The 24,218-nt window shown below is 72.0% G+C and carries 25 protein-coding genes; 22 read left to right on the top strand and 3 right to left on the bottom strand.

Going from position 1 to position 24,218, the window contains the following annotated elements:
• Nucleotides 1–285: 285 nt before the first annotated feature.
• Nucleotides 286–816: a hypothetical protein gene (locus ACFS27_RS21900; RefSeq protein WP_377187444.1), complete on the top strand. Its 531-nt coding sequence runs from the start codon at nucleotides 286–288 to the stop codon at nucleotides 814–816.
• Between the two features lie 67 nt (nucleotides 817–883).
• Here the strand turns inward: ACFS27_RS21900 and ACFS27_RS21895 are convergent, their stop codons facing one another.
• Entirely contained in the window at nucleotides 884–1,717 is an 834-nt protein-coding gene (locus tag ACFS27_RS21895; RefSeq protein ID WP_377187441.1) for a class I SAM-dependent methyltransferase, read from the bottom strand.
• A gap of 162 nt (nucleotides 1,718–1,879) precedes the next feature.
• On the opposite strand from ACFS27_RS21895, the gene ACFS27_RS21890 reads away from it, so the two are divergent.
• From ACFS27_RS21890 to dprA, 18 genes are all read left to right on the top strand, one after another.
• Nucleotides 1,880–2,377: an ArsR/SmtB family transcription factor gene (locus ACFS27_RS21890; protein ID WP_377187438.1), complete on the top strand. Its 498-nt coding sequence runs from the start codon at nucleotides 1,880–1,882 to the stop codon at nucleotides 2,375–2,377.
• 92 nt (nucleotides 2,378–2,469) lie between these two features.
• Nucleotides 2,470–3,651, top strand: coding sequence for a signal recognition particle-docking protein FtsY (gene ftsY / locus ACFS27_RS21885; protein ID WP_377187435.1), 1,182 nt, complete (start codon nucleotides 2,470–2,472; stop codon nucleotides 3,649–3,651).
• A 171-nt stretch (nucleotides 3,652–3,822) separates the two neighbouring features.
• Nucleotides 3,823–5,085 carry an ammonium transporter gene (locus ACFS27_RS21880; RefSeq protein WP_377187432.1) on the top strand — a complete coding sequence of 421 codons (1,263 nt, stop codon included), beginning with the start codon at nucleotides 3,823–3,825 and terminating at the stop codon, nucleotides 5,083–5,085.
• Nucleotides 5,086–5,128: 43 nt separating this feature from the next.
• Nucleotides 5,129–5,467, top strand: a complete 339-nt coding sequence (locus tag ACFS27_RS21875) for a P-II family nitrogen regulator (protein WP_253869471.1) — start codon at nucleotides 5,129–5,131, stop codon at nucleotides 5,465–5,467.
• A 20-nt stretch (nucleotides 5,468–5,487) separates the two neighbouring features.
• The gene (locus ACFS27_RS21870) at nucleotides 5,488–7,311 is read left to right on the top strand and encodes a [protein-PII] uridylyltransferase family protein (protein WP_377187429.1); all 1,824 of its coding nucleotides are present in this window, start codon (nucleotides 5,488–5,490) and stop codon (nucleotides 7,309–7,311) included.
• A gap of 85 nt (nucleotides 7,312–7,396) precedes the next feature.
• Nucleotides 7,397–9,034 (top strand): signal recognition particle protein, encoded by a 1,638-nt coding sequence (gene ffh / locus ACFS27_RS21865; protein WP_377187427.1) that lies wholly within the window; start codon nucleotides 7,397–7,399, stop codon nucleotides 9,032–9,034.
• A gap of 114 nt (nucleotides 9,035–9,148) precedes the next feature.
• A complete protein-coding gene (locus tag ACFS27_RS21860) occupies nucleotides 9,149–10,270 on the top strand; it encodes an amidohydrolase family protein (protein ID WP_377187424.1) in 1,122 nt (373 codons plus the stop codon).
• A 202-nt stretch (nucleotides 10,271–10,472) separates the two neighbouring features.
• Complete coding sequence (gene rpsP, locus ACFS27_RS21855) at nucleotides 10,473–10,898, top strand: 30S ribosomal protein S16 (RefSeq protein ID WP_377187421.1); 426 nt, start codon at nucleotides 10,473–10,475, stop codon at nucleotides 10,896–10,898.
• Nucleotides 10,898–11,137 (top strand): RNA-binding protein, encoded by a 240-nt coding sequence (locus ACFS27_RS21850; RefSeq protein ID WP_377187418.1) that lies wholly within the window; start codon nucleotides 10,898–10,900, stop codon nucleotides 11,135–11,137. The genes rpsP and ACFS27_RS21850 overlap by 1 nt, the downstream gene beginning before the upstream one ends.
• Nucleotides 11,138–11,308: 171 nt before the next feature.
• Nucleotides 11,309–11,857, top strand: a complete 549-nt coding sequence (rimM, locus tag ACFS27_RS21845) for a ribosome maturation factor RimM (protein ID WP_377187415.1) — start codon at nucleotides 11,309–11,311, stop codon at nucleotides 11,855–11,857.
• A gap of 1 nt (nucleotide 11,858) precedes the next feature.
• A complete protein-coding gene (gene trmD, locus ACFS27_RS21840) occupies nucleotides 11,859–12,650 on the top strand; it encodes a tRNA (guanosine(37)-N1)-methyltransferase TrmD (protein ID WP_377187412.1) in 792 nt (263 codons plus the stop codon).
• 240 nt (nucleotides 12,651–12,890) lie between these two features.
• Nucleotides 12,891–13,238 (top strand): 50S ribosomal protein L19, encoded by a 348-nt coding sequence (rplS, locus tag ACFS27_RS21835; protein ID WP_377187409.1) that lies wholly within the window; start codon nucleotides 12,891–12,893, stop codon nucleotides 13,236–13,238.
• Between the two features lie 214 nt (nucleotides 13,239–13,452).
• Entirely contained in the window at nucleotides 13,453–14,220 is a 768-nt protein-coding gene (gene lepB / locus ACFS27_RS21830) for a signal peptidase I (RefSeq protein WP_377187406.1), read from the top strand.
• A gap of 3 nt (nucleotides 14,221–14,223) precedes the next feature.
• On the top strand, nucleotides 14,224–14,913 hold the full coding sequence (locus ACFS27_RS21825; protein WP_377187403.1) for a ribonuclease HII: 690 nt from the start codon (nucleotides 14,224–14,226) through the stop codon (nucleotides 14,911–14,913).
• A 7-nt stretch (nucleotides 14,914–14,920) separates the two neighbouring features.
• A complete protein-coding gene (locus ACFS27_RS21820) occupies nucleotides 14,921–15,220 on the top strand; it encodes a DUF2469 domain-containing protein (RefSeq protein ID WP_253869462.1) in 300 nt (99 codons plus the stop codon).
• A gap of 167 nt (nucleotides 15,221–15,387) precedes the next feature.
• On the top strand, nucleotides 15,388–15,819 hold the full coding sequence (locus tag ACFS27_RS21815; RefSeq protein ID WP_377187400.1) for a YraN family protein: 432 nt from the start codon (nucleotides 15,388–15,390) through the stop codon (nucleotides 15,817–15,819).
• Nucleotides 15,819–17,366: a YifB family Mg chelatase-like AAA ATPase gene (locus ACFS27_RS21810; protein WP_377187397.1), complete on the top strand. Its 1,548-nt coding sequence runs from the start codon at nucleotides 15,819–15,821 to the stop codon at nucleotides 17,364–17,366. The genes ACFS27_RS21815 and ACFS27_RS21810 overlap by 1 nt, the downstream gene beginning before the upstream one ends.
• The gene (dprA, locus tag ACFS27_RS21805) at nucleotides 17,359–18,678 is read left to right on the top strand and encodes a DNA-processing protein DprA (RefSeq protein ID WP_377187395.1); all 1,320 of its coding nucleotides are present in this window, start codon (nucleotides 17,359–17,361) and stop codon (nucleotides 18,676–18,678) included. The genes ACFS27_RS21810 and dprA overlap by 8 nt, the downstream gene beginning before the upstream one ends.
• A 25-nt stretch (nucleotides 18,679–18,703) precedes the next feature.
• Here the strand turns inward: dprA and ACFS27_RS21800 are convergent, their stop codons facing one another.
• Complete coding sequence (locus tag ACFS27_RS21800) at nucleotides 18,704–19,657, bottom strand: quinone oxidoreductase family protein (protein ID WP_377187392.1); 954 nt, start codon at nucleotides 19,655–19,657, stop codon at nucleotides 18,704–18,706.
• A 116-nt stretch (nucleotides 19,658–19,773) separates the two neighbouring features.
• Between ACFS27_RS21800 and ACFS27_RS21795 the strand changes: the two genes are divergently transcribed.
• Nucleotides 19,774–20,727 carry a tyrosine recombinase XerC gene (locus tag ACFS27_RS21795; RefSeq protein WP_377187389.1) on the top strand — a complete coding sequence of 318 codons (954 nt, stop codon included), beginning with the start codon at nucleotides 19,774–19,776 and terminating at the stop codon, nucleotides 20,725–20,727.
• Nucleotides 20,728–20,843: 116 nt separating this feature from the next.
• Here ACFS27_RS21795 and ACFS27_RS21790 read toward each other — a convergent pair whose 3' ends face one another.
• A complete protein-coding gene (locus ACFS27_RS21790) occupies nucleotides 20,844–21,542 on the bottom strand; it encodes a M23 family metallopeptidase (protein ID WP_377187386.1) in 699 nt (232 codons plus the stop codon).
• A 549-nt stretch (nucleotides 21,543–22,091) separates the two neighbouring features.
• Here ACFS27_RS21790 and rpsB point away from each other — a divergent pair.
• A complete protein-coding gene (rpsB, locus tag ACFS27_RS21785; RefSeq protein ID WP_377187383.1) occupies nucleotides 22,092–23,150 on the top strand; it encodes a 30S ribosomal protein S2 in 1,059 nt (352 codons plus the stop codon).
• Nucleotides 23,151–23,255: 105 nt separating this feature from the next.
• Nucleotides 23,256–24,095 carry a translation elongation factor Ts gene (gene tsf / locus ACFS27_RS21780; protein WP_377187380.1) on the top strand — a complete coding sequence of 280 codons (840 nt, stop codon included), beginning with the start codon at nucleotides 23,256–23,258 and terminating at the stop codon, nucleotides 24,093–24,095.
• Nucleotides 24,096–24,218: the final 123 nt, after the last annotated feature.

The following is a 24,218-nucleotide window of genomic DNA, read 5'->3' as shown; positions in this document are numbered from 1 at the left end:
CCGAGGAACGAGGCACGCGCCCGGAGCGGAACCGTAGGCTCAGGCGGAACAGATAGAGCCTGAGCCGGGCGTGCAGCGCAGGGTGTGGGCCGAGGAACGAGGCACGCGCCCGGAGCGGAACCGCAGGCTCAGGCGAGACAGGCACCGCCTGAGGGTGAATTTCTGCACCTCGCAGCCGGAAATTTTCAGGTGTGAGGGATTTCTCCCTGCCTTCGCGTGCGTGTTGCGCGGCGTGTCGCAGCCGTCTGCACGGCAGGACCGGACAACACACGACACAATAGGACCATGTGGTGGTCGGTCATTCTGCTCGTTGTGTGCCTGGTTCTGGCGGTCGGTGTCTTCGTCGTCGCCAGCCAGATGGACGCGCCTTCGAACAAGACCGAGCAGGTCTCCTTCCTCCAGTGGTTCTGGTCCGGCATCGCGCATCTTCGCGGTGACGCCAAGCGGCGCAAGGACGGTCGCCGCCTCGGGGCTTCCGCCGTCGCCACGCATGCAGTGGGTGCTCCGTCCGTGTGGGTCGGCAAGCCGCCGGTCGTCCGGCCGGACACCTCGCCGGTGGACATGGGCATGTCCGAGTTCTTCGCGGCGACCATCGAGTCCAAGCCGGGCTATGTCGACGCCGAAGAGCTCACCGACGTGCTGGGCCGAGCGCGGGACCAGGCGCAGAAGACCCTGCACGTGCCGCTCGGCACGGTGCCGCTCAAGTCGACCAACCTGGTGCCCGGGCAGCTCAGGGCCGTGCGGCCGGTGCAGAACGTGCCGAGCACCGCCCAGGAGCCCGCCGTCGAGGAAGGCCCGGCCCAGGCCGCGAGCTAGGAAGCGTGCTTCGGAACTGGTCTGTGACCTGGCTCCTGAGCCGGCGGCCCGCGCCTACGGGCGGAGGTCATGCCTTCGTGAGGACGAAGAACAGGAAGCACAGGAACTTGCCCGACTCCTTCTGCGCGAAGATCTCGGGGAACTGTTCGCGGGCGCCGGGGCCCGGGGCCGGTTCGCTGATGACGTCGATCCGGAAGCCTGCCGCGGTGAACGCGTCGGTGATCGCGTGCAGCGGCCGGTCCCAGAAGGTCATCAGGTTCTTGGTGCCGCCGAGCTCCCACCACTGGGAGGTGGAGCGGGTCGCGAAGTAGTCGGTTCCGGGCGGTGCCGTCAGATAGCTGACGAAGGGGTGGTGGACGGACCCGATGAGGCGGCCGCCGGGCTTCAGCACGCGCCGCAGCTCGGCCAGGGCTGTCGTCCAGTCCTCCAGATAGTGCAGGACCAGGGAAGCGACGACGTCGTCGAACCCGGCGTCGGCGAAGGGCAGCGGGCCGCCCAGCTCGGCGCGCTCCAGCACCACACCGTCGCCGAGCCGCCGCCGGGCCAGGGCCAGCATCTCGGCGCTGGAGTCGAAGCCTGCGACGACGGCGCCCCGCTCGCGCAGGGCCTCGGCCACAGGGCCGGCGCCGCAGCCGGCGTCGAGGATCCGGCGGCCCGCCACGTCGCCGGCCAGGTCCACGATCGCAGGGCGCGAGTAATAGGCGTTGAGGAGGCTGGTCTCGTTCTCTGCCGTGTATGCCTCGGCGAAGCTGTCGTAGTCGTTCACCCTCTCCCCGGGCTCCGGGGGAGCCTCGACGGGGCTGACCCAGGACCCCGTCCGCCGGTTCGGCGGGGCATCCGCATGTTCCTCGGGGCTCTCGGGAGCGGCGGTCCCGCCGGTCGTTCCGGGACGGTTCGGCATGGTTGACCTCGATTGTTCGGGCCCCGGTGGGCGTGGCGGGAGATCCGCGGACCCCCGGTAGGTGAAGCGCATAGCGGCACCCTGCATGAGTGATTGAGTTTTGTCAATCACTCATGGGTCGGCCCGTCAACGGGCTGCCCGCTCTTCAGTAGGCTGCTGTCCATGACCGAACGCCGGACGGCGACCGACGCGGAGGCGAAGGCGCTCGCCTCCGCCCTGCGCCTGCGCATCCTGCGCATCTGCGTGCGGGAGCCGCACACGAACAAGGAGATCGCGGCGATCCTCGGCCGAGACCCGGCCAGCGTGCTGCACCACATCAGAACGCTGGTCCGCACCGGGTTCCTGGAGGCGCAGGAAGAACGGCGCGGAGCGCGGGGTGCGCGAGAGATCCCGTACCTGGCGACGCACAAGAGCTGGCACCTCGAAACGCCCGCGCTGGACCGGTCGATGCTCGACGCGTTCCTGGAGGAGCTCGCCCTCGTGCCCGCGACCGAGGCCGAGGGCACCAGGATGGCGCTACGTCTGCCACCGCCGCAGATGGAGGAGTTCCGCACCCGGATGAAGGATCTGCTGGAAGAGTTCGCCGCCCGCCCGGACGACCCGGCCGCACCCGCCTGGTCGTTCTTCATGGTGGTGCACTCCGACCCGAACCGGCCCTGACGACGGCGTCCAGCCAGGTGTCCTGACCGAGCCGACGCGACGCCGGACCGGAGTGCCCGCACCGTCGCCCGCGGGATGAAAGAATCTGGGGCGTGAACGAGCTTCCCTGGATCGAGATCATCTCCGCCGTCGTCGTCCTCGCGGGTGGCGGCGGCATCGCCGGCCTTCTCGTCGCCCGACGCCGGAGGCGCACCCAGGACCAGGGTGGCGGTCAGGCGACCGTCGAGCGCGAGCCGGCAGCGAAGCCGGAGGCGGCGGACGAGCCAGGGGTGGCGGTCGAGCCGAGTACGACGGTCGAGCCCCCTGAGGCGGCCCGCGATGTCCTCGAGAAGCCCGCGCCAACGGCCGGCCGTCTGGTGCGCCTCCGTGACCGGCTCGCGCGCTCGGGCTCGCCGCTCGGTGCCCGGCTGCTATCCGTCCTGTCCCGCGACTCGCTCACCGAGGACGACTGGGACGAGATCGAGGAGGAGCTGCTCCTCGCGGACGTGGGCGCCGGCCCCACCACCGAGCTGCTGGAGGCGCTGCGCACCAAGGTTCGCGTCCTGGGGGTGCGGGAGCCCGCTGCGGTGCGTGACCTGCTGCGCTCCGAGCTCGTCGCGCTCCTCGACCCGGCGCTCGACCGCACGCTGCGGACCGAGCCGACCACCGCGGAGGACGGCACGCACCTGCCCGCCGTGACTCTCGTGGTGGGGGTGAACGGCACCGGTAAGACGACTACGGTCGGCAAGCTCGCCCGCGTGCTGGTCGCGGACGGCCGCAGCGTCGTGCTCGGCGCCGCCGACACGTTCCGGGCCGCCGCCGCCGACCAGCTCACCACGTGGGGCAACCGCGTGGGGGTGCCGACGGTGCGCTCCGACCGGGAGGGCGCCGACCCGGCGTCGGTCGCGTTCGAGGCGGTCGCGCGAGGGCGCGACGAGGGGATCGACGTCGTGCTGGTCGACACCGCAGGGCGCCTGCAGAACAAGGCGGGCCTCATGGACGAGCTCGGCAAGATCGTGCGGGTCTCCAGCAAGGTCGCAGCGCCGAGCGAGGTCCTGCTGGTGCTGGACGCGACCACCGGGCAGAACGGCCTCTCGCAGGCCCGGGTCTTCGCGGAGGTCGCCGGCGTCACGGGCATCGTGCTGACCAAGCTGGACGGGACCGCGAAGGGCGGGATCGTCGTGCAGGTGCAGCGCGAGCTCGGGGTCCCTGTCAAGCTCATCGGCCTCGGCGAGGGCCCTGACGACCTGGCGCCGTTCGACGTCGACGAGTTCGTGGACGGCATCCTCGGCTGAGCCACGGAACGTCTCGCCCCGCCCCTTTGCCACCCCGGGTGTGAAACGAGACGTTTACCCTCCTCCGGCCTGCTTCACGCGCCCGTAACTCCAAGGTGTGTCCGGTGAAACGGTCCTTCGCGACTGTGTTGCGAGCCCAGCACTCCGAGCTGGCCAAGAGAGGATCGTCATATGGAACTGGACACCGGAGCCACAGCGTGGATGCTGATGTCAGCGTCCCTCGTGCTCCTGATGACTCCCGGCCTTGCCCTGTTCTACGGCGGGATGGTCCGGGGCAAGTCCGTGCTCAACATGATGATGATGTCGTTCGGGGCCATTGCCGTGACCGGTGTCATCTACGTGCTGTGGGGCTGGTCGATGTCGTACGGGGCCGACGTCGCGGGCATCTTCGGCAACCCGTTCGACCAGTTCGGTCTCGCGGGTGCGATCTACGACGACGCCGGTGAGTTCATCATCGACGACTTCGGCGTGCCGGCCATCGTCGGAGTCGGGTTCCAGGCGACGTTCGCCATCATCACCGTCGCCCTGATCTCGGGGGCGATCGCGGACCGCGTGCGGTTCGGCTCGTGGCTCGTGTTCGTCGGGCTGTGGGTCACGCTCGCGTACTTCCCCATGGCGCACATGGTCTGGGGCGGCGGCCTGCTCTCGCCCGACGGCCCGTTCGCGAGCATCGCGACGCCGATCGACTTCGCTGGTGGCACGGTCGTGCACATCAACGCCGGTGCGGCGGCCCTCGTGCTGGCCCTGGTCATCGGCAAGCGGAAGGGCTTCGGGTCGGAGCCCATGCGCCCCCACAACCTGCCGCTCGTCATGCTCGGCGCAGCGCTCCTGTGGTTCGGCTGGTTCGGGTTCAACGGCGGTTCGGCCTTCACCGCCGACGGGTTCGCCGGCCTCGCCTGGGTGAACACCACCGCGGCGACCTGTGCCGCGATCCTCGGCTGGCTGGTCGTCGAGAAGCTGCGTGACGGCTCCGCCACCTCGCTCGGTGCCGCGTCCGGTGTGGTCGCAGGCCTCGTCGCCATCACGCCTGCCGCCGGTGCGCTGAGCCCGGTCGGCTCCGTCGTCGTCGGCGCGATCGCCGGTGGCCTGTGCGCCTTCGCGGTCAGCCTCAAGTACCGGTTCGGGTTCGACGACTCGCTCGACGTCGTCGGCGTGCACCTCGTGGCGGGCCTCTGGGGCACGGTCTCCATCGGCTTCTTCGCCACGGAGAGCGGTCTGTTCTACGGTGGCGGTGCCAGCCAGCTCGCTGTCCAGGTGATCATCGCTCTGATCGCCGTCATCTTCTCCGCCGTCGTCACGCTGGTCCTGGCCCTCGCGATCAGGCCGTTCGGCTGGCGCGTGTCCGAGGAGGCGGAGGTCAGCGGGATCGACCTCGCGGTCCACGGCGAGACGGCCTACGAGAACTCGGGTTCCACCATCACCGAGGCGCGCTGACCGTGATCACGGTGCAGCGTCCGACTGCTAGGGAGGTACGCGCATGAAGCTCGTCACGGGGATCGTCCAGCCCCATCGGCTCGACGACGTCAAGACGGCGTTGGAGAGTGCCGGTGTCCGCGGGATGACGGTGAGCGAGGCCAGCGGCTACGGCCGGCAGAAGGGGCACACGGAGGTCTACCGCGGTGCCGAGTACACCGTCGACCTCGTGCCAAAGGTCCGGGTCGAGGTCCTGGTGGCCGACGCCGACGTCACGGCGGTCACGGACGCGATGGTCGGCGCAGCGCAGACCGGCAAGATCGGCGACGGCAAGGTCTGGGTCGTGTCGGTCGACGACGTGGCCCGCGTGCGCACCGGCGAGCACGGCGACGCAGCACTCTGACCGGGGGCGGTCGACGACGCATGACACGTGACCCGGTGTCCGAGGACGCCAGGGAGCAGACGCAGGCTCCGCGCCCCGCGGACGGGGTGCGGGGCCTGCGCGAGCAGCTCCTCACCATCGCGGCCGACCTGACCGGACCTGGCCGCTCGGGCCAGGCCCGGCGGTCCGCCGTCGGGCAGCGGGTCACGGACCGGCTCGGTGTGCTGTTCGCGGAGGCGACGAGGGACGTCGTGCCGACGGGCATAGCTCTCGCGGCGGTCGGGAGCCTCGGGCGCGACGAGCTCGGCCCCCTGAGCGACCTGGACCTCGTGCTCGTGCACGACGGCCGTTCGCACAGCGCGGACGACCTGCAGCGCGTGGCCGAGCGCCTCTGGTACCCGCTGTGGGACTCCGGTGTGGACCTCGACCACGCGGTGCGGTCCCTGAGCCAGTGCCGTCAGGTGGCGGCCAGCGACCTGCCCGCCGTGATCGGCTGGCTCAGTGTGCGCGCGGTGGCCGGCGACGCCTCCGTCGTGCACCGGGCGGCCTCTGTGGTGCTCAAGGACTGGCGCTCCGCGGCCCGACGCCGCTTGCCCGAGCTCATCACCTCCACGCGCGACCGTGCGCAGCGCGCGGGCGAGCTCGCCTACCTCATCGAGCCGGACCTCAAGGAGGCGCGCGGCGGTATCAGGGACGCGGTCCTGCTCTCCGCGTTGGCCGCGACCTGGCTCACGGACCGGCCGCACGGTGCGGTGGACGCCGCGGCCACCCACCTGCTCGACGTGCGCGACGCCCTGCAGGTGGTCACCCGCCGGCGCACCAGCCGCCTGCTCCTCGCGGATCTCGAGGAGGTCGCCGAGCACACGGGCTACGACGACGGCGACGACCTCCTGGCCGGGCTCGCGGAGTCGGGCCGGACCATCTCGTACGCGCTCGACCTGACGATCCGGCGGGCCCGGCAGGCGCTGACCCGCCCGGTGGGCGTCGGCAAGCCGCTGATGGTGCGTGGCCGCCGCACGCCTCCCCGGCTGCGGGTGGTGGGCGACGGCCTGGTGGAGCACGACGGCGAGCTGGTGCTCGCCGTGGGCGCGCGCCCGGCGGCGGACCCCCTCCTGCCCCTGCGGGCCGCCGCGACGGCGGCGCGGACTGGCCTCGTGCTGTCGCCCGTCACGATCGCGAGCCTCGAGCAGTGCCCGCCCCTGCCCGAGCCGTGGCCGCCGCCCGCGCGCAAGAGCCTGCTCTCGCTGCTCGCGGCGGGCCAGGCGCAGGTCGCGGTGTGGGAGGTGCTCGACCTCGCGGGGGTCGTCACCACCTGGATCCCGGAGTGGGGAGACATCCGCAACCGCCCGCAGCGTGCAGCGATCCACCGGCACACCGTGGACCGGCACCTCGTGGAGACGGCGGCAGAGGCCGCCCGGCTACGTCGCGGGCTGCCCGGCCCTCCGCCAGGATCCGGGCCGCGCGGCGGCGTCGCCACCGGCGACCTGCTGCTGCTGTCCGCGCTGCTGCACGACATCGGCAAGGTCCGCGATGCGCCCGACCACTCGGTGGAGGGGGCGCTCAGGGTGCCGCGCATCCTGGGCCGCGCGGGTTTCGCACGCCCGGTGGTCGACGACGTCACGCGCCTCGTGCGGCACCATCTCACCCTGGCGGACCTGGCCACCAGGGCCGATCCCGACGACCCGGCGACGGTCGCCGAGCTCTTGGAGGCGGTGGACCATCGGCCCGACCTGCTCCAGGTGCTGCGCGCCCTGACGGAGGCGGACACCACGTCGCTCGGGCCGAAGTCGTGGACCGACTGGCGCGCGCAGCTCGTGAACGGGCTCACCGAGCGGGCGCTCGCGCAGCTGCCGTCACCGGTCTGATCCGACGGTCCAGGTCGCCGCCCGGGTCACCCGTCGGATTCGCCCGGATGAACGCGACGTCAGCTGACTCCATTAGGCTGTGTCCGTGTTCAATTCCCTGTCCGACCGGCTTACCTCGACGTTCAAGAACCTGCGCACGCGGGGCCGTCTCTCCGAGGCGGACATCGACGCGACCGTGCGGGAGATCCGCCGCGCCCTCCTCGACGCCGACGTCGCGGTACCAGTGGTGCGCGAGTTCACCGGTGCGGTGCGCGAGCGCGCGCTGTCGTCCGAGGTGTCCGGTGCGCTGAACCCGGCCCAGCAGGTCGTCAAGATCGTCAACGAGGAGCTCGTCGACATCCTCGGTGGTGCGACGCGCCCGCTGACGCTGGCGAAGACGCCGCCCACCGTCATCATGCTCGCGGGTCTGCAGGGTGCCGGTAAGACCACCCTCGCGGGCAAGCTCGCCCACGCCCTGAAGGGGCAGGGCCACACCCCGGTGCTGGTCGCCGCCGACCTTCAGCGTCCCAACGCGGTGACCCAGCTCTCCGTCGTGGCCGAGCGCGCAGGCGTCCCGGTGTTCGCGCCGCACCCCGGCAACACGAGCGAGGCGGACGACCCCGCGGCCGACGCACCCCTGATCGGCGACCCGGTCGCCGTCGCGCGGGACGGCGTCGCCTACGCGAAGGAGCGCCAGCACGACGTCGTGATCGTGGACACCGCCGGCCGCCTCGGCATCGACGAGGTGCTGATGCAGCAGGCCTCGGACATCCGCGCGGCGGTGAACCCGGACGAGGTCCTGTTCGTCATCGACGCGATGATCGGCCAGGACGCGGTGAACACCGCGAAGGCTTTCGCCGACGGCGTCGACTTCACCGGCGTCGTGCTCTCGAAGCTGGACGGCGACGCCCGAGGTGGCGCCGCCCTGTCGGTCGCGAAGGTGACCGGGCGACCGATCATGTTCGCGTCCACCGGCGAGAAGCTGACGGACTTCGAGGTCTTCCACCCCGACCGCATGGCGAGCCGCATCCTCGACATGGGTGACGTGCTCACCCTGATCGAGCAGGCCGAGAAGGCGTTCGACGCCGGCGAGGCCGAGAAGATGGCGGCCAAGGTCGCCAGCGGCGAGGACTTCACGCTCGCGGACTTCCTGGTGCAGATGCAGCAGCTGAAGAACATGGGCTCGATGAAGAAGATGCTCGGCATGCTGCCGGGCATGGCCCAGATGCGTGACCAGCTCGACCAGTTCGACGAGCGTGAGGTGGGCCGCATCGAGGCGATCATCCACTCGATGACGCCGGCCGAGCGCGACAACCCGAAGATCATCAACGGCTCCCGGCGTGCCCGGATCGCCAAGGGTTCCGGCACCACGACGACTGCCATCAACCAGCTGCTGGAGCGGTTCGACAACGCCCAGAAGATGATGCGGCAGATGTCCAAGGGCGGCGGCATGGGGCCGGGCGGCATGCCCGCGATGCCCGGCGGCCCCGGTATGGGCATGGGCAAGAAGTCCCGTGGCAAGACGGCGCCGCCGAAGAAGGGCAAGAAGGGCAAGTCCGGGAACCCGGCCAAGCGCGCCCAGCAGGAGAAGGAGGCCATGCAGCGTGCGCTCGGCGGTGGACCCGCCAGCACGCCGTCTGCGCCGGCTGGTTCGTCGTTCGGTATCGCCGCCAAGAAGGACGAGGCGCCCGACCTGAGCAACATCGAGCTGCCGCCGGGCCTGGAGAAGTTCTTGGGCCGGTGACATTTGCCGCTGGGTGCGGCAGGTGGTCGTCGGTCCGCGGGTGGGGGTAGGCCGTTGGTCGTGCGGGGGGCAGGGCGTGTCCACAGGGTGAATCGGTGAGAACGAAGGAGCCGGATGTCTGCGCTGGAAGGTCCGACCGCTGCGATCCGCGGACGCATCCTGCTGGGTGACGACCGCGAGACCGAGGAGATCTGGGTCCGCGGGGGCCGAGTCAGCCTGACCCGCCCGTCGGCGCAGGGCACGAACATGCAGGTGCTGGAGGGCTGGGCGGTGCCGGGCCTGGTCGACGTGCACTGCCACATCGGGCTGGCCGCCGACGGTGCCGTGCCCGTGGAAGAGGCCGAGAAGCAGGCGGTGGCCGACCGCGACGCCGGGGTGCTGCTGATCCGCGACGCCGGCTCGCCGCTGGACACCGCCTGGGTGCACGACCGTAGCGACCTGCCGCACCTGCTGCGGTCGGGGACGCACCTGGCGCGCCCCAAGCGGTACCTGCGCAACTACGGGCTCGAGCTCGAGTCGCCGGAGCTGCTCCCCGACGCCGTGCGTACGCAGGCTCGCCGCGGCGACGGCTGGGTCAAGCTCGTCGGCGACTGGATCGACCGCACGCTGGGGGCCGACGGCGACCTGCGCCCCCTGTGGCCCGACGACGTGCTCGCCGAGGCCGTCGCCGTCGCGCACGCCGAGGCAGCGCGGGTGACGGTGCACGCCTTCGCCACCGAGACCATCGACGGGCTGCTGGCCGCGGGCGTCGACTGCATCGAGCACGGCACCGGCATGACCGCCGAGCACATGGCGGTGGCAGCGGAACGTGGGATCGCCGTCACCCCGACCCTGCTGCAGGTCGGGCAGTTCGAGAGCATCGCGGCGCAGGCCGACGGCAAGTACCCCGTGTACGCCGAGCGGATGCGCGCCATGTACGCCAACCGGTACCAGCAGGTGCGGGACCTGCACGCGGCAGGCGTGCAGCTCCTGGTCGGCACGGATGCCGGCGGAACCATCTCGCACGGCCGGATCGCCGACGAGTGCGCCGAGCTGGTCGCCGCAGGTCTCCCGGCAGCGGAGGTCGTGGCGATGGCGTCGTGGCGCGCCCGTGACTACCTGGGGTTCGGGGCCGTCGTCGAGGGATCGAGCGCCGACCTCGTGGTGTACCCGGCGGACCCGCGCGAGGACATCGAGGTGCTGCGCCACCCCACCGCGGTGGTGCTAAGGGGCACGGTCTACCCGACCGCCCGCTGACCCCGGCGAGGACCGCCCGCAGCGGCTGGTGGGTGTGACGCACACGCGGTTGGTGGGCGCCCCCGCCGTCTGGCACAATATGCAGGTACTCGGCGTGCCCGGGCCCCTCTCACCCGGCCAGGCTGCGTCTCGGTCCCACACACTGCTTCACCCCACGTCGCGGTGCTCGGACCATCCCATAGAAACCAGGAGAGACCACTTCGTGGCTGTCAAGATTCGTCTCAAGCGCCTCGGCAAGATCCGGGCCCCGTACTACCGTGTCGTCATCGCCGACTCGCGCACCAAGCGCGACGGTCGTGTGATCGAGGAGATCGGCAAGTACCATCCGACCGAGGAGCCGTCGCTCATCGAGATCAAGTCGGAGCGCGCACAGTACTGGCTCGGCGTCGGCGCACAGCCGACCGAGCAGGTCGCCGCACTGCTCAAGGTGACCGGTGACTGGCAGAAGTTCAAGGGCCTGCCGGGTGCCGAGGGCACCCTGCGGGTCAAGGGCGAGAAGGTCGACGCCGCCGCAGCGATCGAGGCCGTCAACGCCGATGCCGAGAAGGCCAAGGCCAAGGCTGCCGAGAAGGCTGCTGCTGCTGCCGCCGAGGCTCCGGCTGCGCCGGCCGAGGGCGACGAGGCCTGATGCTCCCGGAGGCCCTCGAGCACCTGGTGCGCGGCATCGTGGACAATCCGGAAGACGTTCGCGTCTCCGCGAAGACGCTGCGCCGTGGTGACCTGCTCGAGGTCCGCGTGCACCCCGACGACCTCGGCCGAGTCATCGGCAGGGGCGGTCGCACGGCGCGCGCACTGCGCACCGTGATCGGTGCGCTTGCCACCGAGGGTCCGGTGCGGGTCGACGTCGTGGACGTCGACCGGCGCTGACAAGCATTGCGCTGCGGGATCGTCATCCCGCCTGTACGACGACGAGGCCCGGTCCGCACGCGGACCGGGCCTTGCTCGTCGCCGGACGGTCGGTGGTCGCCCGGTCCGGTGGTCGCCCGGTCTCGGCGGTCGAGCTTGTCGAGACCCACCCCTTCATCTTCGAGGAGAGACATGCAGCTGACCGTGGCTCGCGTCAGTAAGGCGCACGGGCTCAAGGGCGAGGTCGCCCTCGACCTGCGCACGGACGACCCGGAGACCAGGCTCGCGGTCGGCGAGCGGCTCGAGACCGTGCCGGCCGACGCCGGCCCCTTGACCGTGACCCACTCGCGCGAGCACCAGGGCCGGTGGCTGGTCACGTTCGCCGAGATCAGCGGCCGGACCGCCGCCGAGAACCTGCGCGGGACCGAGCTCGTCGTCGAGGCGGACGTCTCCGATGAGGAGGACGCCTGGTACCCGCACGAGCTCGCGGGCCTGCGCGTCGAGCTCGAGGACGGCACGGTGGTCGGCACGGTGATCTCCCTCGAGTACATGCCGGCGCACGAGTCGCTCCTGGTCGAGGAGGCCCTGCCCGGCGGCGGTACCGTGCGCACGCTGGTCCCGTTCGTCCTGGCGATGGTGCCGGTGGTCGACGTCGAGGGTGGTCGCGTCGTGGTGACCCCGCCCGCCGGGCTGCTGGCCCGCGACGCCGACGCAGCGATCGTCGACCGGGAAGACGACTGACGTGCGCGTCGACGTCATCTCCATCTTTCCCGACTACCTGGCGGCGCTCGACCTGTCGCTCGTGGGCAAGGCGCGGCAGCGCGGCCTGCTGGACCTGCGGGTGCACGACCTGCGGGACTGGACCACCGACCGGCACCGCACCGTCGACGACACCCCGTTCGGCGGGGGAGCCGGCATGGTCATGCGTCCCGATGTCTGGGGCCTCGCGCTCGACGAGGTCCTGGACGCCGAGGTGACGGGTGCCCACCTGATCGTCCCGACGCCGTCGGGCGAGGTGTTCACCCAGCGGCACGCCGAGAACCTGGCGTCGGCCGAGCAGCTCGTGTTCGCCTGCGGGCGGTACGAGGGCATCGACGCGCGGGTGGCGCAGCACTACCGGGACGCCGGGGTCACCGTGCACGAGCTCTCGATCGGTGACTACGTGCTCAACGGTGGCGAGGTCGCCTCGCTGGTCATGATCGAGGCCGTGGCACGGCTGATCCCCGGCATGGTCGGCAACCCGGACTCCCTGGTGGAGGAGTCGCACGGTGCGGCGGGCCTGCTGGAGTACCCCGTGTACACGAAGCCGCCGTCCTGGGCGGACCTCGAGATCCCCGAGGTGCTCCTGTCGGGGCACCACGCGAAGATCGAGCGCTGGCGCAGGGACCGCGCACTGGAACGGACGGCCCGGCTGCGGCCCGACATGATCGCCGGGCTCTCCGTCGCGGCGTTGGACAAGCACGACCTGACGCTCCTCGCGGAGCTCGGCTGGGTGCCCGACCCGCACGACGACGGGAAGCTGGCGCGGGCCTGAGGGCGCGCGCCTGACGTCACACCTGCTCGGGGCGCCGGTCCGCACGTTCGTGTGGCAGAATTGCCCGTTGGTGCGTCGCCGGTCAGGTCTCTGCCACAGGGGACGGCCGGGGCGGGCAACCGCCCCTGACCGGGTCAAGCCGCACCTTCCGTCCTCACCCTTCCGGGACCGTGTCGGCCAGTAGGCCGGTGCATGGCCCACGATATTCGCGCCTGACCTGTGGCAGGCCCGGAGAGAACAATGCAGAAGCTCGACATGATCGACGCAGCCTCGCTGCGATCCGACATCCCGGAGTTCCGCGCCGGCGACACGGTCAAGGTCAACGTCAAGGTCGTCGAGGGCAACCGCTCTCGTGTCCAGGCGTTCCAGGGCGTCGTGATCTCCCGCCACGGCGGCGGGATCGGCGAGACGTTCGCTGTCCGCAAGGTCAGCTTCGGTGTCGGCGTGGAGCGCAAGTTCCCGCTGCACGCGCCCTCGATCGAGTCCATCGAGGTCGTCTCCCGCGGCGTCGTGCGCCGTGCGAAGCTCTACTACCTGCGCGAGCTGCGCGGCAAGAAGGCGAAGATCCGCGAGAAGCGCGAGAGCTGAAGCGCCTGAGCGCTCCAGCCTGTAGCAGACGCCGGCCGCCACCCTCGCATCGGGGATGGCGGCCGTCGTCGTAACTGCCCCGGTCAGCGGGATATCTGCCGGGGCACCGGTTCGCCAGCGGACCATTTCGCCGCGGACGCTTCGAGGTGACAGAGTTACCCTCGTGACGAGTTTCGACCGGGTGGCGCCGCCCACCCCTATCGATGGGACGCCCTTGAGCGCAGCAGATCCGTGGGAGAACAGCGGGGCGCATCGTCGGGGTGGGACTGCGCACGGTCGCGAGCCGCGGAAGCAGCAGTCGGGCTTCGTCGCGATGCTCAAGGAGATCGGGATCATCGTGGTCAGCGCGCTGATCCTGTCGTGGCTGATCAAGACCCTGCTGGTGCAGCCGTTCTACATCCCCAGCGCTTCCATGGAGGACACGCTGACCGAGGGCGACCGGGTGATGGCCTCGCGGCTGACGCCCGGCCCGTTCGACCTGAAGCACGGGGACATCGTCGTCTTCGTGGACCCGGGCGACTGGCTGCCGCCCTACCCCGCACCGGACCGTGGGCCGATCGGCAACGCCGCGACCTCGTTCCTGACCACCGTTGGCCTGCTGCCGCAGGACACCGGGGACCACCTCATCAAGCGGCTGGTCGGGCTGCCCGGTGACAAGGTCGTGTGCTGCGACGCCGAGGGGAGGGTGTCGGTGAACGGCACGCCCATCGACGAGACGTACATCAAGCCGGGCTCTGTCCCGAGCCAGGACCCGTTCGAGGTCACCGTGCCGGAGGACATGCTGTGGGTCATGGGCGACAACCGCCAGGACTCGCAGGACTCGCGCTACAACCGGGGCAAGCCGGGTGGTGGGTTCGTGCCGATCGACAACGTCGTCGGCACGGCGTTCGCCACCGTGTGGCCGCTGGACCGGCTGAACTGGCACAACCATCCGAGCGACGTCTTCGACGGCGTACCGGACGCTCCTCCCGCGGAGAAGTAGGTGGTGCGCACGGTGCCGACGCTGCGGCAGGAGAGAGCGCTCCTCGCCTCGGGAGCCCGCCTCGTCGCGGGCATGGACGAGGTCGGGCGCGGCGCCCTCGCGGGCCCGGTCAGCGTGGGTGTGGTGGTGGTCGACGCCGCGACCCGCACCGGGCCGAAGGGGGTCGCCGACTCGAAGCTGCTGACGCCGGCCGCGCGCGAGGCCATCGCGCCGGCCGTGCGGAGCTGGGCGGTGGCCTGGGGCGTCGGCCACGCCGGGCCGGCCGAGATCGACGAGATCGGCATCATCGCGGCACTCCGGAAGGCCGGTCGCCGGGCCCTCGCCCAGGTGCGGTTGCTGTGCGGCGACGTCGACGTCGTCGTGCTGGACGGCAAGCACGACTGGCTCACGACCCCGTCGCTCGATCTGTTCGCGGCGGCGGACGCGCCGGACGACGGAGTCCTTGACCCTGCGGTGCGGACGTTGATCAAGGCCGACATGACCTGCACGTCGGTGGCGGCCGCCAGCGTGCTGGCCAAGGTGGAGCGCGACGCGATCCTGGTGGAGCTGGCACAGCGGCACCCTGAGTACGCGTGGGACCAGAACAAGGGCTACAGCGCGAAGGCCCACATGGACGCCCTCGGGCTGCACGGGCCGACGCCGCAGCACCGCAGATCGTGGAACCTGCCCGGAACCGCGGCGTCGGTGGGATGATGTCGTCGTGAGCGCCGAAGACCTCGAGAACTACGAGACGGAGATGGAGCTCGCGCTCTATCGCGAGTACCGCGATGTGGTGGGCCTGTTCGCCTATGTGGTGGAGACCGAACGCCGGTTCTACCTGGCCAACCAGGTGGACCTCCAGGTGCGGTCGGCCGCGGGCGAGGTGTACTTCGAGCTGCGGCTCGGCGATGCCTGGGTGTGGGACGTCTACCGCTCGGCGCGCTTCGTGAAGTCGGTGCGCGTCGTGACGTTCAAGGACGTGAACGTCGAGGAGCTCGCCAAGGCAGAGCTGTCGCTCTGAGGCCGTCCGTCTGAAACTCGTCGAGGGCCGGTGCAGACCCCCGTGACGGGACGCCAAGGGTTCGACCACGACCTCGGACCTGTGGACGGTCGAGCTGTGCACAGATGAGCCGGCGGCGCCGTCGAACGCCCCTGCCGTGACCAAGGCTGGTCACGGAGGTGGACGCGATGGCGAAGAAGGACGGCGTGGGCCGGTACGGCGAGCGCGTAGCGCTGCGGCACGTTGAAGAACGCGGCTGGCAGGTGCTCGACACCAACTGGCGCGGCAAGGACGGGGAGCTCGACATCGTCGCGCTCGACGACGACGTGCTCGTGGTGATCGAGGTCAAGACCCGGTCGGGCCACGGGTTCGGGCACCCCGCCGAGGCGGTGACCCCCCGCAAGCTCGCCCGCATCAAGCGGCTGACAGGGCAGTGGCTCACCGGCTTCCGGGAGCAGCTCGCCGCGGCGCGGCTGGTGGAGGAGGCAGGACCTGGCAGCGCGGTGCCGGTGCTGCCGGACGTGCGCACCCGGTTCGGTGCCGTCCGGATCGACGTGGTGGCGGTGACGTTGCAGGCCAAGGGGCGCCCCGTCGTCGAGCATCTCGAGTCGGTGGCCTGATGGGGACGGCTACCACGCGGGCCGTCTCGCTCGTCGGGATGCAGGGCCACGTGGTGGAGGTGCAGGCGCACCTCGCGGCGTCGGTCCCGGGGTTCACGCTGGTGGGCCTGCCGGACGCCGCCCTGAGCGAGTCCCGTGACCGCGTCCGTGCAGCGGTGACCAGCACGGGCCTGTCGTGGCCCGTCAAGAAGATAACGGTCAATCTGTCGCCCGCGTCCCTGCGCAAGCAGGGCAGCGCGTACGACCTCGCGATCGCCGTGGCGGTCCTTGCCGGCGCGGAAGGGCCCTCGTCGGCAGGGCTGCGCCGGACGGGTCTTGACCGGGTGGTGCACCTGGGCGAGCTCGGCCTCGACGGACGTCTCCAGCCGGTGCGCGGGGTGCTGCCCGCCGTGGCGGCGGCCGTGGACGCGGGGTACACGGACGTGGTGGTCGCGGCGGGGGATCTCGACGAGGCGCGGCTGGTCCCGGGCGCGCGGGTGGTGGGCGCCGCGAGCCTGGCCGAGGTGGTCGCGCTGCACGGTGGGCCGCCCGAGCTGGTGCGCGACGTGGTGACCGTGCAGCCGGCCCGCTCCGCGTTGCCCGCGCGGCTGCCCGGCGACCTGGCCGACGTCATGGGGCAGGAGCGCCCGCGCGCGGCCCTCGAGGTGGCGGCCGCCGGCGGCCACCACCTGCTGCTCGTCGGGCCGCCGGGAGCAGGCAAGACCATGCTGGCGTCTCGCCTTCCGGGGATCCTTCCGGACCTCACGGACCGGGAGGCCGTCGAGGTCACCGCCGTGCACTCCGTGGCGGGGACGTTCGACCCGGGTGGCGGTCTGATCCGCAGGCCGCCGTTCGAGGACCCGCACCACACGGCCACCCAGGCGGCCGTGGTGGGCGGCGGTTCCGGCATCCCGCGTCCCGGGGCGGTGTCCCGGGCGCATCGAGGGGTTCTCTTCCTGGACGAGGCGCCCGAGTTCGGCAGCAAGGTCCTGGAGACCCTGCGCCAGCCGCTGGAACAGGGCGAGCTCGTGATCCACCGGTCGGGCGGTGCGGCGCGCTACCCGGCTCGGTTCCAGCTCGTGCTGGCGGCCAACCCCTGCCCCTGCGGGCTGGCAGTGGGCAAGGGCCTGGACTGCAGCTGCTCACCCACGGTGCGACGCCGGTACTTCGCGCGTCTGTCCGGTCCGCTGCTGGACCGGGTGGACGTGCAGGTCGAGGTACAGCCCGTCGACCGGGTCGAGCGGCTCGAGGGTACGTCCGAGGCGACGTCGTCGGTGGCCGCTCGGGTGCTCGGGGCGCGGGAGGCCGCACGGGCGCGGCTGGCCGACACGCCATGGTCCACGAACGCCGAGATGCCCGGGCGGTTCCTGCGTGACCTGCTCAGGCCGCACCCGGGCCTGCTCGGCCCCATCGAACGGGCGATGACCGACGGACGGCTCAGCCTGCGGGGCGTCGACCGGGTGCTGCGGATGGCCTGGACCATCGCGGACCTCGCGGGGCGCGGCGCGCCCTCGGTGTCCGACGTCGGGAACGCGCTGCTGCTGCGCACGGGAGGCGACCATGGGTGAACCGCTCTTCGACCTGCCCCGGGCCGGCCTCGGGTTCGACGTGGACGATCCGGTGCTGGCGCGGGCCGCGTGGAGCAGGATCGCCGAACCGGGCGATGCGGTCGCCGGAGCCCTGGTGAGCAACCTCGGGCCGGTCGGCGCGCTCGACTGGCTGGTCGGCGCCGCCCAGGCACCTGACCAGGCCGGCGCCGCGCTCCGGCGGCTCGGGGTCGGCTCGCTGGGTGCGGCGCCAGGACCCGGTCACGGCGTGGGCCGGGCAGGCCGGGCCGACGTTCCCGGCCGCCTGCTCGGGCCGGCCGCCGAGGGCCCGGCGGCAGGGACGCCGACGTCCGGGGTGCGAGCTGCCGGTCTGGTGGTGGCGGCCGTCCGACGCTGGGCGCCCCGGCTCGAGCGGCTCGACCCCGCCGGCGAGCTCATGATGCTCGGCCGGTACGGCGGCACGTTCCTGACCCCCGACGACCCTCGTTGGCCGACCGGGTTCGCCGGGCTGGGGGCCGGCGCGCCGCTGGCCCTGTGGGTTCGCGGCGACCCGGACCTCACGCGGCTGGGGGTGCGCTCGGTGTCGCTCGTCGGATCCCGCGCGTGCACCGACTACGGCATCCGGGTGACCCGGGCCCTGGCCTGTGGCCTGGCGGACCGTGGGTTCACGGTGGTGTCCGGCGGCGCCAACGGGATCGACGCGGAGGCGCACCGCGGCGCGCTGGTCTCCGGGGCGCCGACCGTTGCCTTTCTGGCGGGTGGTGTCGACCGGCTCTACCCCGCGAGCAACACCGACCTGCTGCGGCGGACCATGGAGCGGGGCGCTGTGGTGAGCGAGGTGCCGCCCGGGTCGGTGCCTGGCAAGCAGCGGTTCCTCAAGCGCAACCGGCTGATCGCAGCGCTCACGTCGGGCACGGTGGTGGTCGAGGCGTCGGTCCGCTCCGGTGCGCTGTCCACGGCCAACCACGCGGTGTCGCTGCTGCGGCCCCTGGGTGCGGTGCCTGGACCGGTCACGTCCATGGCCTCCGCCGGCTGCCACGAGCTGCTGCGTCGCGGTGCCGCCGTGTGCGTGACGGACGCCGCGGAGGCCGCCGAGCTGGTCGGGGACCTGGGCGAGAGTGCGCCGGAGCGCCGTGGCGAGGCCCGGCCGGGCGACGATCTCGACGCCGCCGGCAAGGCGGTCCTTGACGCGCTGCCCGTGCGGAAGGCGGCGCACGAGCGCTCGATCGCCCGTGCGGCGGGGCTCGCGCTCGGTGACACGACGGGCGCGCTCGGGCTGCTGGAGCTCATGGGGTTGGCCGAGCAGAAGGACGGTGGCTGGCGCAAGCGGTGAGCCGGGCTCGGCGTCCAGCCTGCGGTCAGCCTGCGGGGTCGAGCAGGAGCTTGCCGACGGTGCCGCGCGAGCGCAGCGCCTCGTGTGCGGCACGGGCGTCGGACAGGGCGTACTCACCGCCCGCGACGGCTCGGATCCGGCCCGTTCGGGCAAGGTCGAACAGCTCGTTCAGGGCGGTGCGATAGATGTCGCCGGGCAGGCTGAACACGTGGGGCAGCCACATGCCCGCAACGGTGCTGCTGTGGCCGAGCAGGTTGCGCAGCTCGATGGGCTTGGGCGGCGTGCGCCCGGCCATGCCATAGAAGACCAGGCGGCCGAAGGGCGCGAGCGCCGCGACGCTCTGGTCTGTGGTGGTGCCGCCGACCATGTCGAGCACGATGTCGACGCGGCGCCCGTTGGCGTCGAGCAGGGTCGCGGTCATGTCGGCCGCGCGGGACTCGACGGCGACGTCGGCGCCGAGCTCGAGGGCCAGGGTGCGCTTGTTGTCACTGCTCGCCGTGGCGATGACCCGGCCAGCACCCCACGTCTTGGCCAGCTGCACGGCGATGGTGCCGACGCCGCCCGCTGCAGCGTGTACGACCACCGACTCGCCGGGCTCGAGGTGCGCGTTCTTGCGCAGCAGGATCCAGGCGGTCGTGCCCTGCACGAGCATGGACAGCGCGGTGAGGTCGTCGACGTCGTCGGGCACGGGGAAGGTCATGGCCTCGTCGGCGACCGCGCGTTGGGCGTACCCGCCGCCGGTCAGCAGTGCGGCGACCCGCCTGCCGTCCTGCGTGCGCCCGACGACCTCGCCACCTGGGACGTGCGGCAGCCTGGTCGGCGTCTGGTAGGAGTTCTCGACCTGATGGGTGTCGGCGTAGTTCACGCCGACGCGCGTGACGTCGATCAGCACCTGCCCTGGCCCCGCCGTCGGTTCGGGCAGATCGACGGCCTTCAGTACCTCGGGCCCGCCGAACTCGGTCACCTGTACAGCACGCATCGTCGCGCCCCTCCTGTGCTCGTCCGCCCGGATATCCTCGCAGAGCCAGGAGGCACGGGCGAGAACGGCGGCGCGCCTTCCTCGTCGGGCGGCATCCGAGCTGCACACTGGCAAACGTGGACCTAACCGACCTGTCCGGCTTGCCGCGGCTGCCCGAGCAGCTGTCCGACGCCGTGTCGCGGTTCGCCCGGTACCTCGACGCGCAGCGTGGGCACTCCGCCCACACGCGGCGTGCCTACGTGGCGGACGTGACCGACCTGCTCCGGTACGCGATGCGGCACGGCACGACGCGGCTCGATGCCATCGACCTCGCACTGCTGCGCGGGTGGCTCGCGTCCCAGTCCGACCGAGGGCTCGCCCGCTCCACCCTCGCCCGCCGAGGCGCCTCCGCCCGCGCGTTCCTGCGCTGGGCGCACCGCTCCGAGCTCGTCCCTGTGGACCCCTCGGCCCGCCTGGCGAGCCCCAAGGTGCCGCGCACCCTCCCCACGGTGCTCGACGTGGACGCGGCCAGCTCCCTGCTCGACGGCGCAAGGGCCGCAGCCGACGACGCCGACGAGGCGAACCGCCCGGTGGCCCTCCGCTCGTGGGTCGCAGCGGAGCTGTTGTACGGCGCGGGGATCCGCGTGGGAGAGCTGGTGTCCGTCGACGTCGGCCACGTGGACTCGAGGGACCGGCTCGTGCGCGTGCTCGGCAAAGGTGGCAAGGAGCGGGTGGTGCCGTTCGGCATCCCGGCGGCGCGCGCCGTGGAGGCCTGGCTCGCCGACGGGCGGCCCGCACTGGCGACGGCCGCGACCGGCGACGCCCTGCTGGTGGGGGAGCGCGGCGGGCGCTGGGGCCAGCGTCAGGTGCGCGAGGCCGTGCACCGGCTCGCGGCGCAGGCAGGGGTTGACGACGTCGCACCGCACGCGCTCCGGCACTCCGCCGCCACGCACCTGCTGCAGGGCGGATCGGATCTGCGCGCCGTGCAGGAGGTGCTGGGCCACGCCAATCTCGCGACCACCCAGCGCTACACGCACGTGGACGCCGAGCGGCTGCGCAGCGTCTACGCCCAGGCGTTCCCGCGCGCCTGAGCGTGGCGGGTGAACACTTGCGGTTCGGCGGACGCGGTGGAGCGGCCGGACCCGCCGACGCCGCTGGGCGGTCGGTGTCAGCGCCCGGCGTCGGCTGCCGGCGTCCGCGCCCGGCGTCAGCGGTCCGGTAGGAGCACGATCGGCGGTCGGTACAGCAGGGACAGCGGGTCGATATAGCGCTCGCCCCGTCGCACACCCCAGTGCAGGCAGGACCGGGGCGCGCAGTGGCTCGGCGTCGTGCCGCCGCTCGGGTGCTCGCCCTCCGCGTGCCCGTCCTCGCCGGGGCGCCCGCCCTTTGCCGCGCCACCCTCCACCACGGCGATCGTCGTGCCGGCGGCGACGGCGGTCCCGACGGGGACCGACGCGGCGACCGGCTCCAGGCTGGTGCGCAGCCCGTCCGGATGGGTGACCACCATGACCCCGCGCCGCGCCACCTGCCCGGCGAACGTCACGACACCCGGGCCGGGGGACAGCACGGGCGAGCCGTGCGGGGCGGTCAGGTCGACTCCGCGGTGCCCCGCTCCCCAGTCCTCAGCGGGCGGGTCGAACCTGCGCTCCACGCCGGACGGCGGAACAACACCCGCGACGGGCGGCACGTAGCCGGTAGAGCCGGCGCCAACACCGCTGCCGCTGCCACCGGCCGGCCCGATGTCGACACCCGCGCGGAGCGCGACGTCGGGCCCGGAGCGCACGGCGGCGGCGGGTGCGGTCACGGCGAAGGGGGCCGAGAGGATGACCGTGAGCAGCACGGTCAGGAGGGTGGAGAGGGCCCGGCCGAGGACCCGCCCGGGGGCCGGGGTGGGAGGAGGCGTCATGCAGCGAGCATCACCGGGGCCGGCATGTGCCGAAAGGGGTGCGACGGCCGGCTGTGCACGGGTGAGCCCAGGTGCCTCCTGTGGTCGCGCTCGCCGCGTACTGGTGCCGTGACGAGGGGCTCTGCATCGCCCGGTCGAGCTTCCGACGTCGTCCCGGCCGGCCCCCGAGAGCTCGCCGGAACCGGTGCGACGGGGGCAGCGCGCGACGTCACAGTCACGGTGCGGTGGCCAGGTCCTCGTTGCAAGGGCTGGTCGGGTAGACTTCCACCCGCGACCGGCATGAACTCCCGTCGGGCACACGGACAGCTTCGCTGACAGTCTGCCCAGCTGGGAGAGCACCCGATCGACAACGCGCGTCACAGCAAGTCGCGTCCGGCAGCGGTCCGGCCCTCAGGGTCGGCGTCGGGCACGGCGTGGCGTCAGGGGCACCGAGGTAACGACGGTGCCAGACCAACCCAACCGCGGCCCAGGGGGAGTATCACCCGGGGTCGCCCAGAAATGTGTGCGGAGGACCCGAGTTGATCTCGGGCCGCACCGAAAGGACGTGTCATGGCCGTCGTGTCCATGCGCCAGCTCCTCGAGAGCGGTGTCCACTTCGGACACCAGACCCGCCGTTGGAACCCGAAGATGAAGCGCTTCATCTTCACGGAGCGCAACGGCATCTACATCGTCGACCTCCGGCAGTCGCTGGGCTTCATCGACACCGCCTACGACTTCGTCAAGGAGACGGTCGCCCACGGCGGCTCGATCCTCTTCGTCGGCACCAAGAAGCAGGCACAGGAGCCGGTGGCCGAGCAGGCTGCCCGCGTCGGCATGCCCTACGTGAACCACCGCTGGCTCGGTGGCATGCTCACGAACTTCACCACCGTGCACAAGCGCCTTCAGCGGATGAAGGAGCTCGAGGAGATCGACTTCGACGACGTGGCGGCCTCGGGCCTCACGAAGAAGGAGCTCCTGGTCCTGCGCCGCGAGAAGGACAAGCTCGCGCGCACGCTCGGCGGTATCCGTGACATGGCCAAGGTTCCCTCGGCCGTGTGGATCGTCGACACGAACAAGGAGCACCTCGCGGTGGACGAGGCGCGCAAGCTGAACATCCCCGTCGTCGCGATCCTCGACACCAACTGCGACCCCGACATGGTCGACTACGCGATCCCGGGCAACGACGACGCGATCCGCTCCGTCACGCTGCTCACCCGCGTGATCGCGGACGCCGTGGCCGAGGGCCTCATGCAGCGCCACTCCGGTGGCAGCAAGACCGGTGCCGAGGCCGAGGCCGCCGCCGAGCCGCTGGCCGAGTGGGAGCGCGAGCTCCTGGCCGGCACCGAGGGCACCGTCGAGACCCCGGCCGCGACCGACGAGGGCACCGTCGCCGAGGCCTCCGCCGAGGCTGCTGACGCCGCCACCCCGGCTGCTCCCGCCGAGGTCGTCGAAGCCGCCGAGGCCGCCGAGGCCGCTCCGGCTCCGGCCCCCGAGGTCACCGCGCCCGTCGAGGACGCCCCGGCCGCCGCCCCCGAGGCCACCGAGGCTGTCGCAGCGGTTGCTCCCGAGGCCGCCGAGGCCGCTCCCGAGGCTGCTGAGGCCGCCGAGGCTGCCGAGACCGAGAAGTGACGTGCTGCGCTGACCGGGCCCGGTTCGTCCGGGCCCGGTCAGCGCACCGCCCCTCGGGTCGCTAGACCTCCCACGAACAACACGACTGCACGGAGGACCAGAACAATGGCGAACTACACCGCCGCTGACATCAAGGCGCTGCGTGAGCGGACCGGCGCAGGCATGCTCGACGTCAAGAAGGCCCTTGACACCGCCGACGGCGACGCCGAGAAGGCCATCGAGATCATCCGCACCAAGGGCCTCGCCCGCGCCGCCAAGCGCGAGGGCAACACCGCCTCAGAGGGCCTCGTGGCCGTCAAGGTCGAGGACACGGCGGCCGGTCAGGTCGCCACGATGATCGAGCTGAACGCCGAGACCGACTTCGTCGTGAAGAACGAGAAGTTCATCTCGCTGGCCGAGGCCGTTCTCGAGGCTGCCGCCGCCGCCGGCGCCACCGACGAGGTCGCGGCCGCCGCCGCTCCCTCCGCCGAGGGCACCGTCGCCGACCTCATCGCCGCCCAGGGCGCCACGCTGGGCGAGAAGATCGTCCTGCGCCGCGTCGCGCGGGTCGAGGGCCCCAAGGTCACGACCTACCTGCACAAGACGGCCAAGGACCTGCCGCCGTCGATCGGTGTCCTCGTCGTCACCGACGAGGCAGGCGCCTCGGTCGCCAAGGACGTCGCGCAGCACGTCGCCGCGATGGCCCCGAAGTACCTCACGCGTGAGGACGTCCCGGCGGACGTCGTCGAGAAGGAGCGGGCGATCGCTCTGGAGACCTCGAAGAACGAGGGCAAGCCGGAGGCCGCGCTGCCCAAGATCGTCGAGGGTCGTCTGAACGGCTTCTTCAAGGAGGTCGTGCTCATCGACCAGCCGCTGGCCAAGGACCCGAAGACCACGGTCGGCAAGCACGTCGCCGCCGTGAACGGCTCCCTGACCGCGTTCGTGCGTTTCCGCGTCGGTTCCTGACGCAGCTTGGTCGGCCCGGTCCGCGCTTCGGCGCGGGCCGGGCCGACGCATACGCGGGCCGGTCCCTCACGGGCCGGCCCGCACACAGGGCTCCTCGGGAGCCCGGTGCGACTTCGATACTTT

Source organism: Promicromonospora vindobonensis, assembly GCF_042685865.1.
Lineage (GTDB): Bacteria > Actinomycetota > Actinomycetes > Actinomycetales > Cellulomonadaceae > Promicromonospora > Promicromonospora vindobonensis.
This window is presented reverse-complemented; position numbering and strand designations above follow the sequence as displayed.

Coding starts and splice junctions, on each gene's coding strand:
- ACFS27_RS21895 (WP_377187441.1), bottom strand. CDS start 1,717: ATGCCGAACCGTCCCGGAACGACCGGCGGGACCGCCGCTCCCGAGAGC.
- ACFS27_RS21800 (WP_377187392.1), bottom strand. CDS start 19,657: ATGCGTGCTGTACAGGTGACCGAGTTCGGCGGGCCCGAGGTACTGAAG.
- ACFS27_RS21890 (WP_377187438.1), top strand. CDS start 1,880: ATGACCGAACGCCGGACGGCGACCGACGCGGAGGCGAAGGCGCTCGCC.
- ACFS27_RS21880 (WP_377187432.1), top strand. CDS start 3,823: ATGGAACTGGACACCGGAGCCACAGCGTGGATGCTGATGTCAGCGTCC.
- ACFS27_RS21870 (WP_377187429.1), top strand. CDS start 5,488: ATGACACGTGACCCGGTGTCCGAGGACGCCAGGGAGCAGACGCAGGCT.
- ACFS27_RS21875 (WP_253869471.1), top strand. CDS start 5,129: ATGAAGCTCGTCACGGGGATCGTCCAGCCCCATCGGCTCGACGACGTC.
- rpsB (WP_377187383.1), top strand. CDS start 22,092: ATGGCCGTCGTGTCCATGCGCCAGCTCCTCGAGAGCGGTGTCCACTTC.
- rimM (WP_377187415.1), top strand. CDS start 11,309: ATGCAGCTGACCGTGGCTCGCGTCAGTAAGGCGCACGGGCTCAAGGGC.
- ACFS27_RS21850 (WP_377187418.1), top strand. CDS start 10,898: ATGCTCCCGGAGGCCCTCGAGCACCTGGTGCGCGGCATCGTGGACAAT.
- ACFS27_RS21860 (WP_377187424.1), top strand. CDS start 9,149: ATGTCTGCGCTGGAAGGTCCGACCGCTGCGATCCGCGGACGCATCCTG.
- rplS (WP_377187409.1), top strand. CDS start 12,891: ATGCAGAAGCTCGACATGATCGACGCAGCCTCGCTGCGATCCGACATC.
- dprA (WP_377187395.1), top strand. CDS start 17,359: ATGGGTGAACCGCTCTTCGACCTGCCCCGGGCCGGCCTCGGGTTCGAC.
- ACFS27_RS21810 (WP_377187397.1), top strand. CDS start 15,819: ATGGGGACGGCTACCACGCGGGCCGTCTCGCTCGTCGGGATGCAGGGC.
- ACFS27_RS21815 (WP_377187400.1), top strand. CDS start 15,388: ATGGCGAAGAAGGACGGCGTGGGCCGGTACGGCGAGCGCGTAGCGCTG.
- ACFS27_RS21900 (WP_377187444.1), top strand. CDS start 286: ATGTGGTGGTCGGTCATTCTGCTCGTTGTGTGCCTGGTTCTGGCGGTC.
- tsf (WP_377187380.1), top strand. CDS start 23,256: ATGGCGAACTACACCGCCGCTGACATCAAGGCGCTGCGTGAGCGGACC.
- ACFS27_RS21790 (WP_377187386.1), bottom strand. CDS start 21,542: ATGACGCCTCCTCCCACCCCGGCCCCCGGGCGGGTCCTCGGCCGGGCC.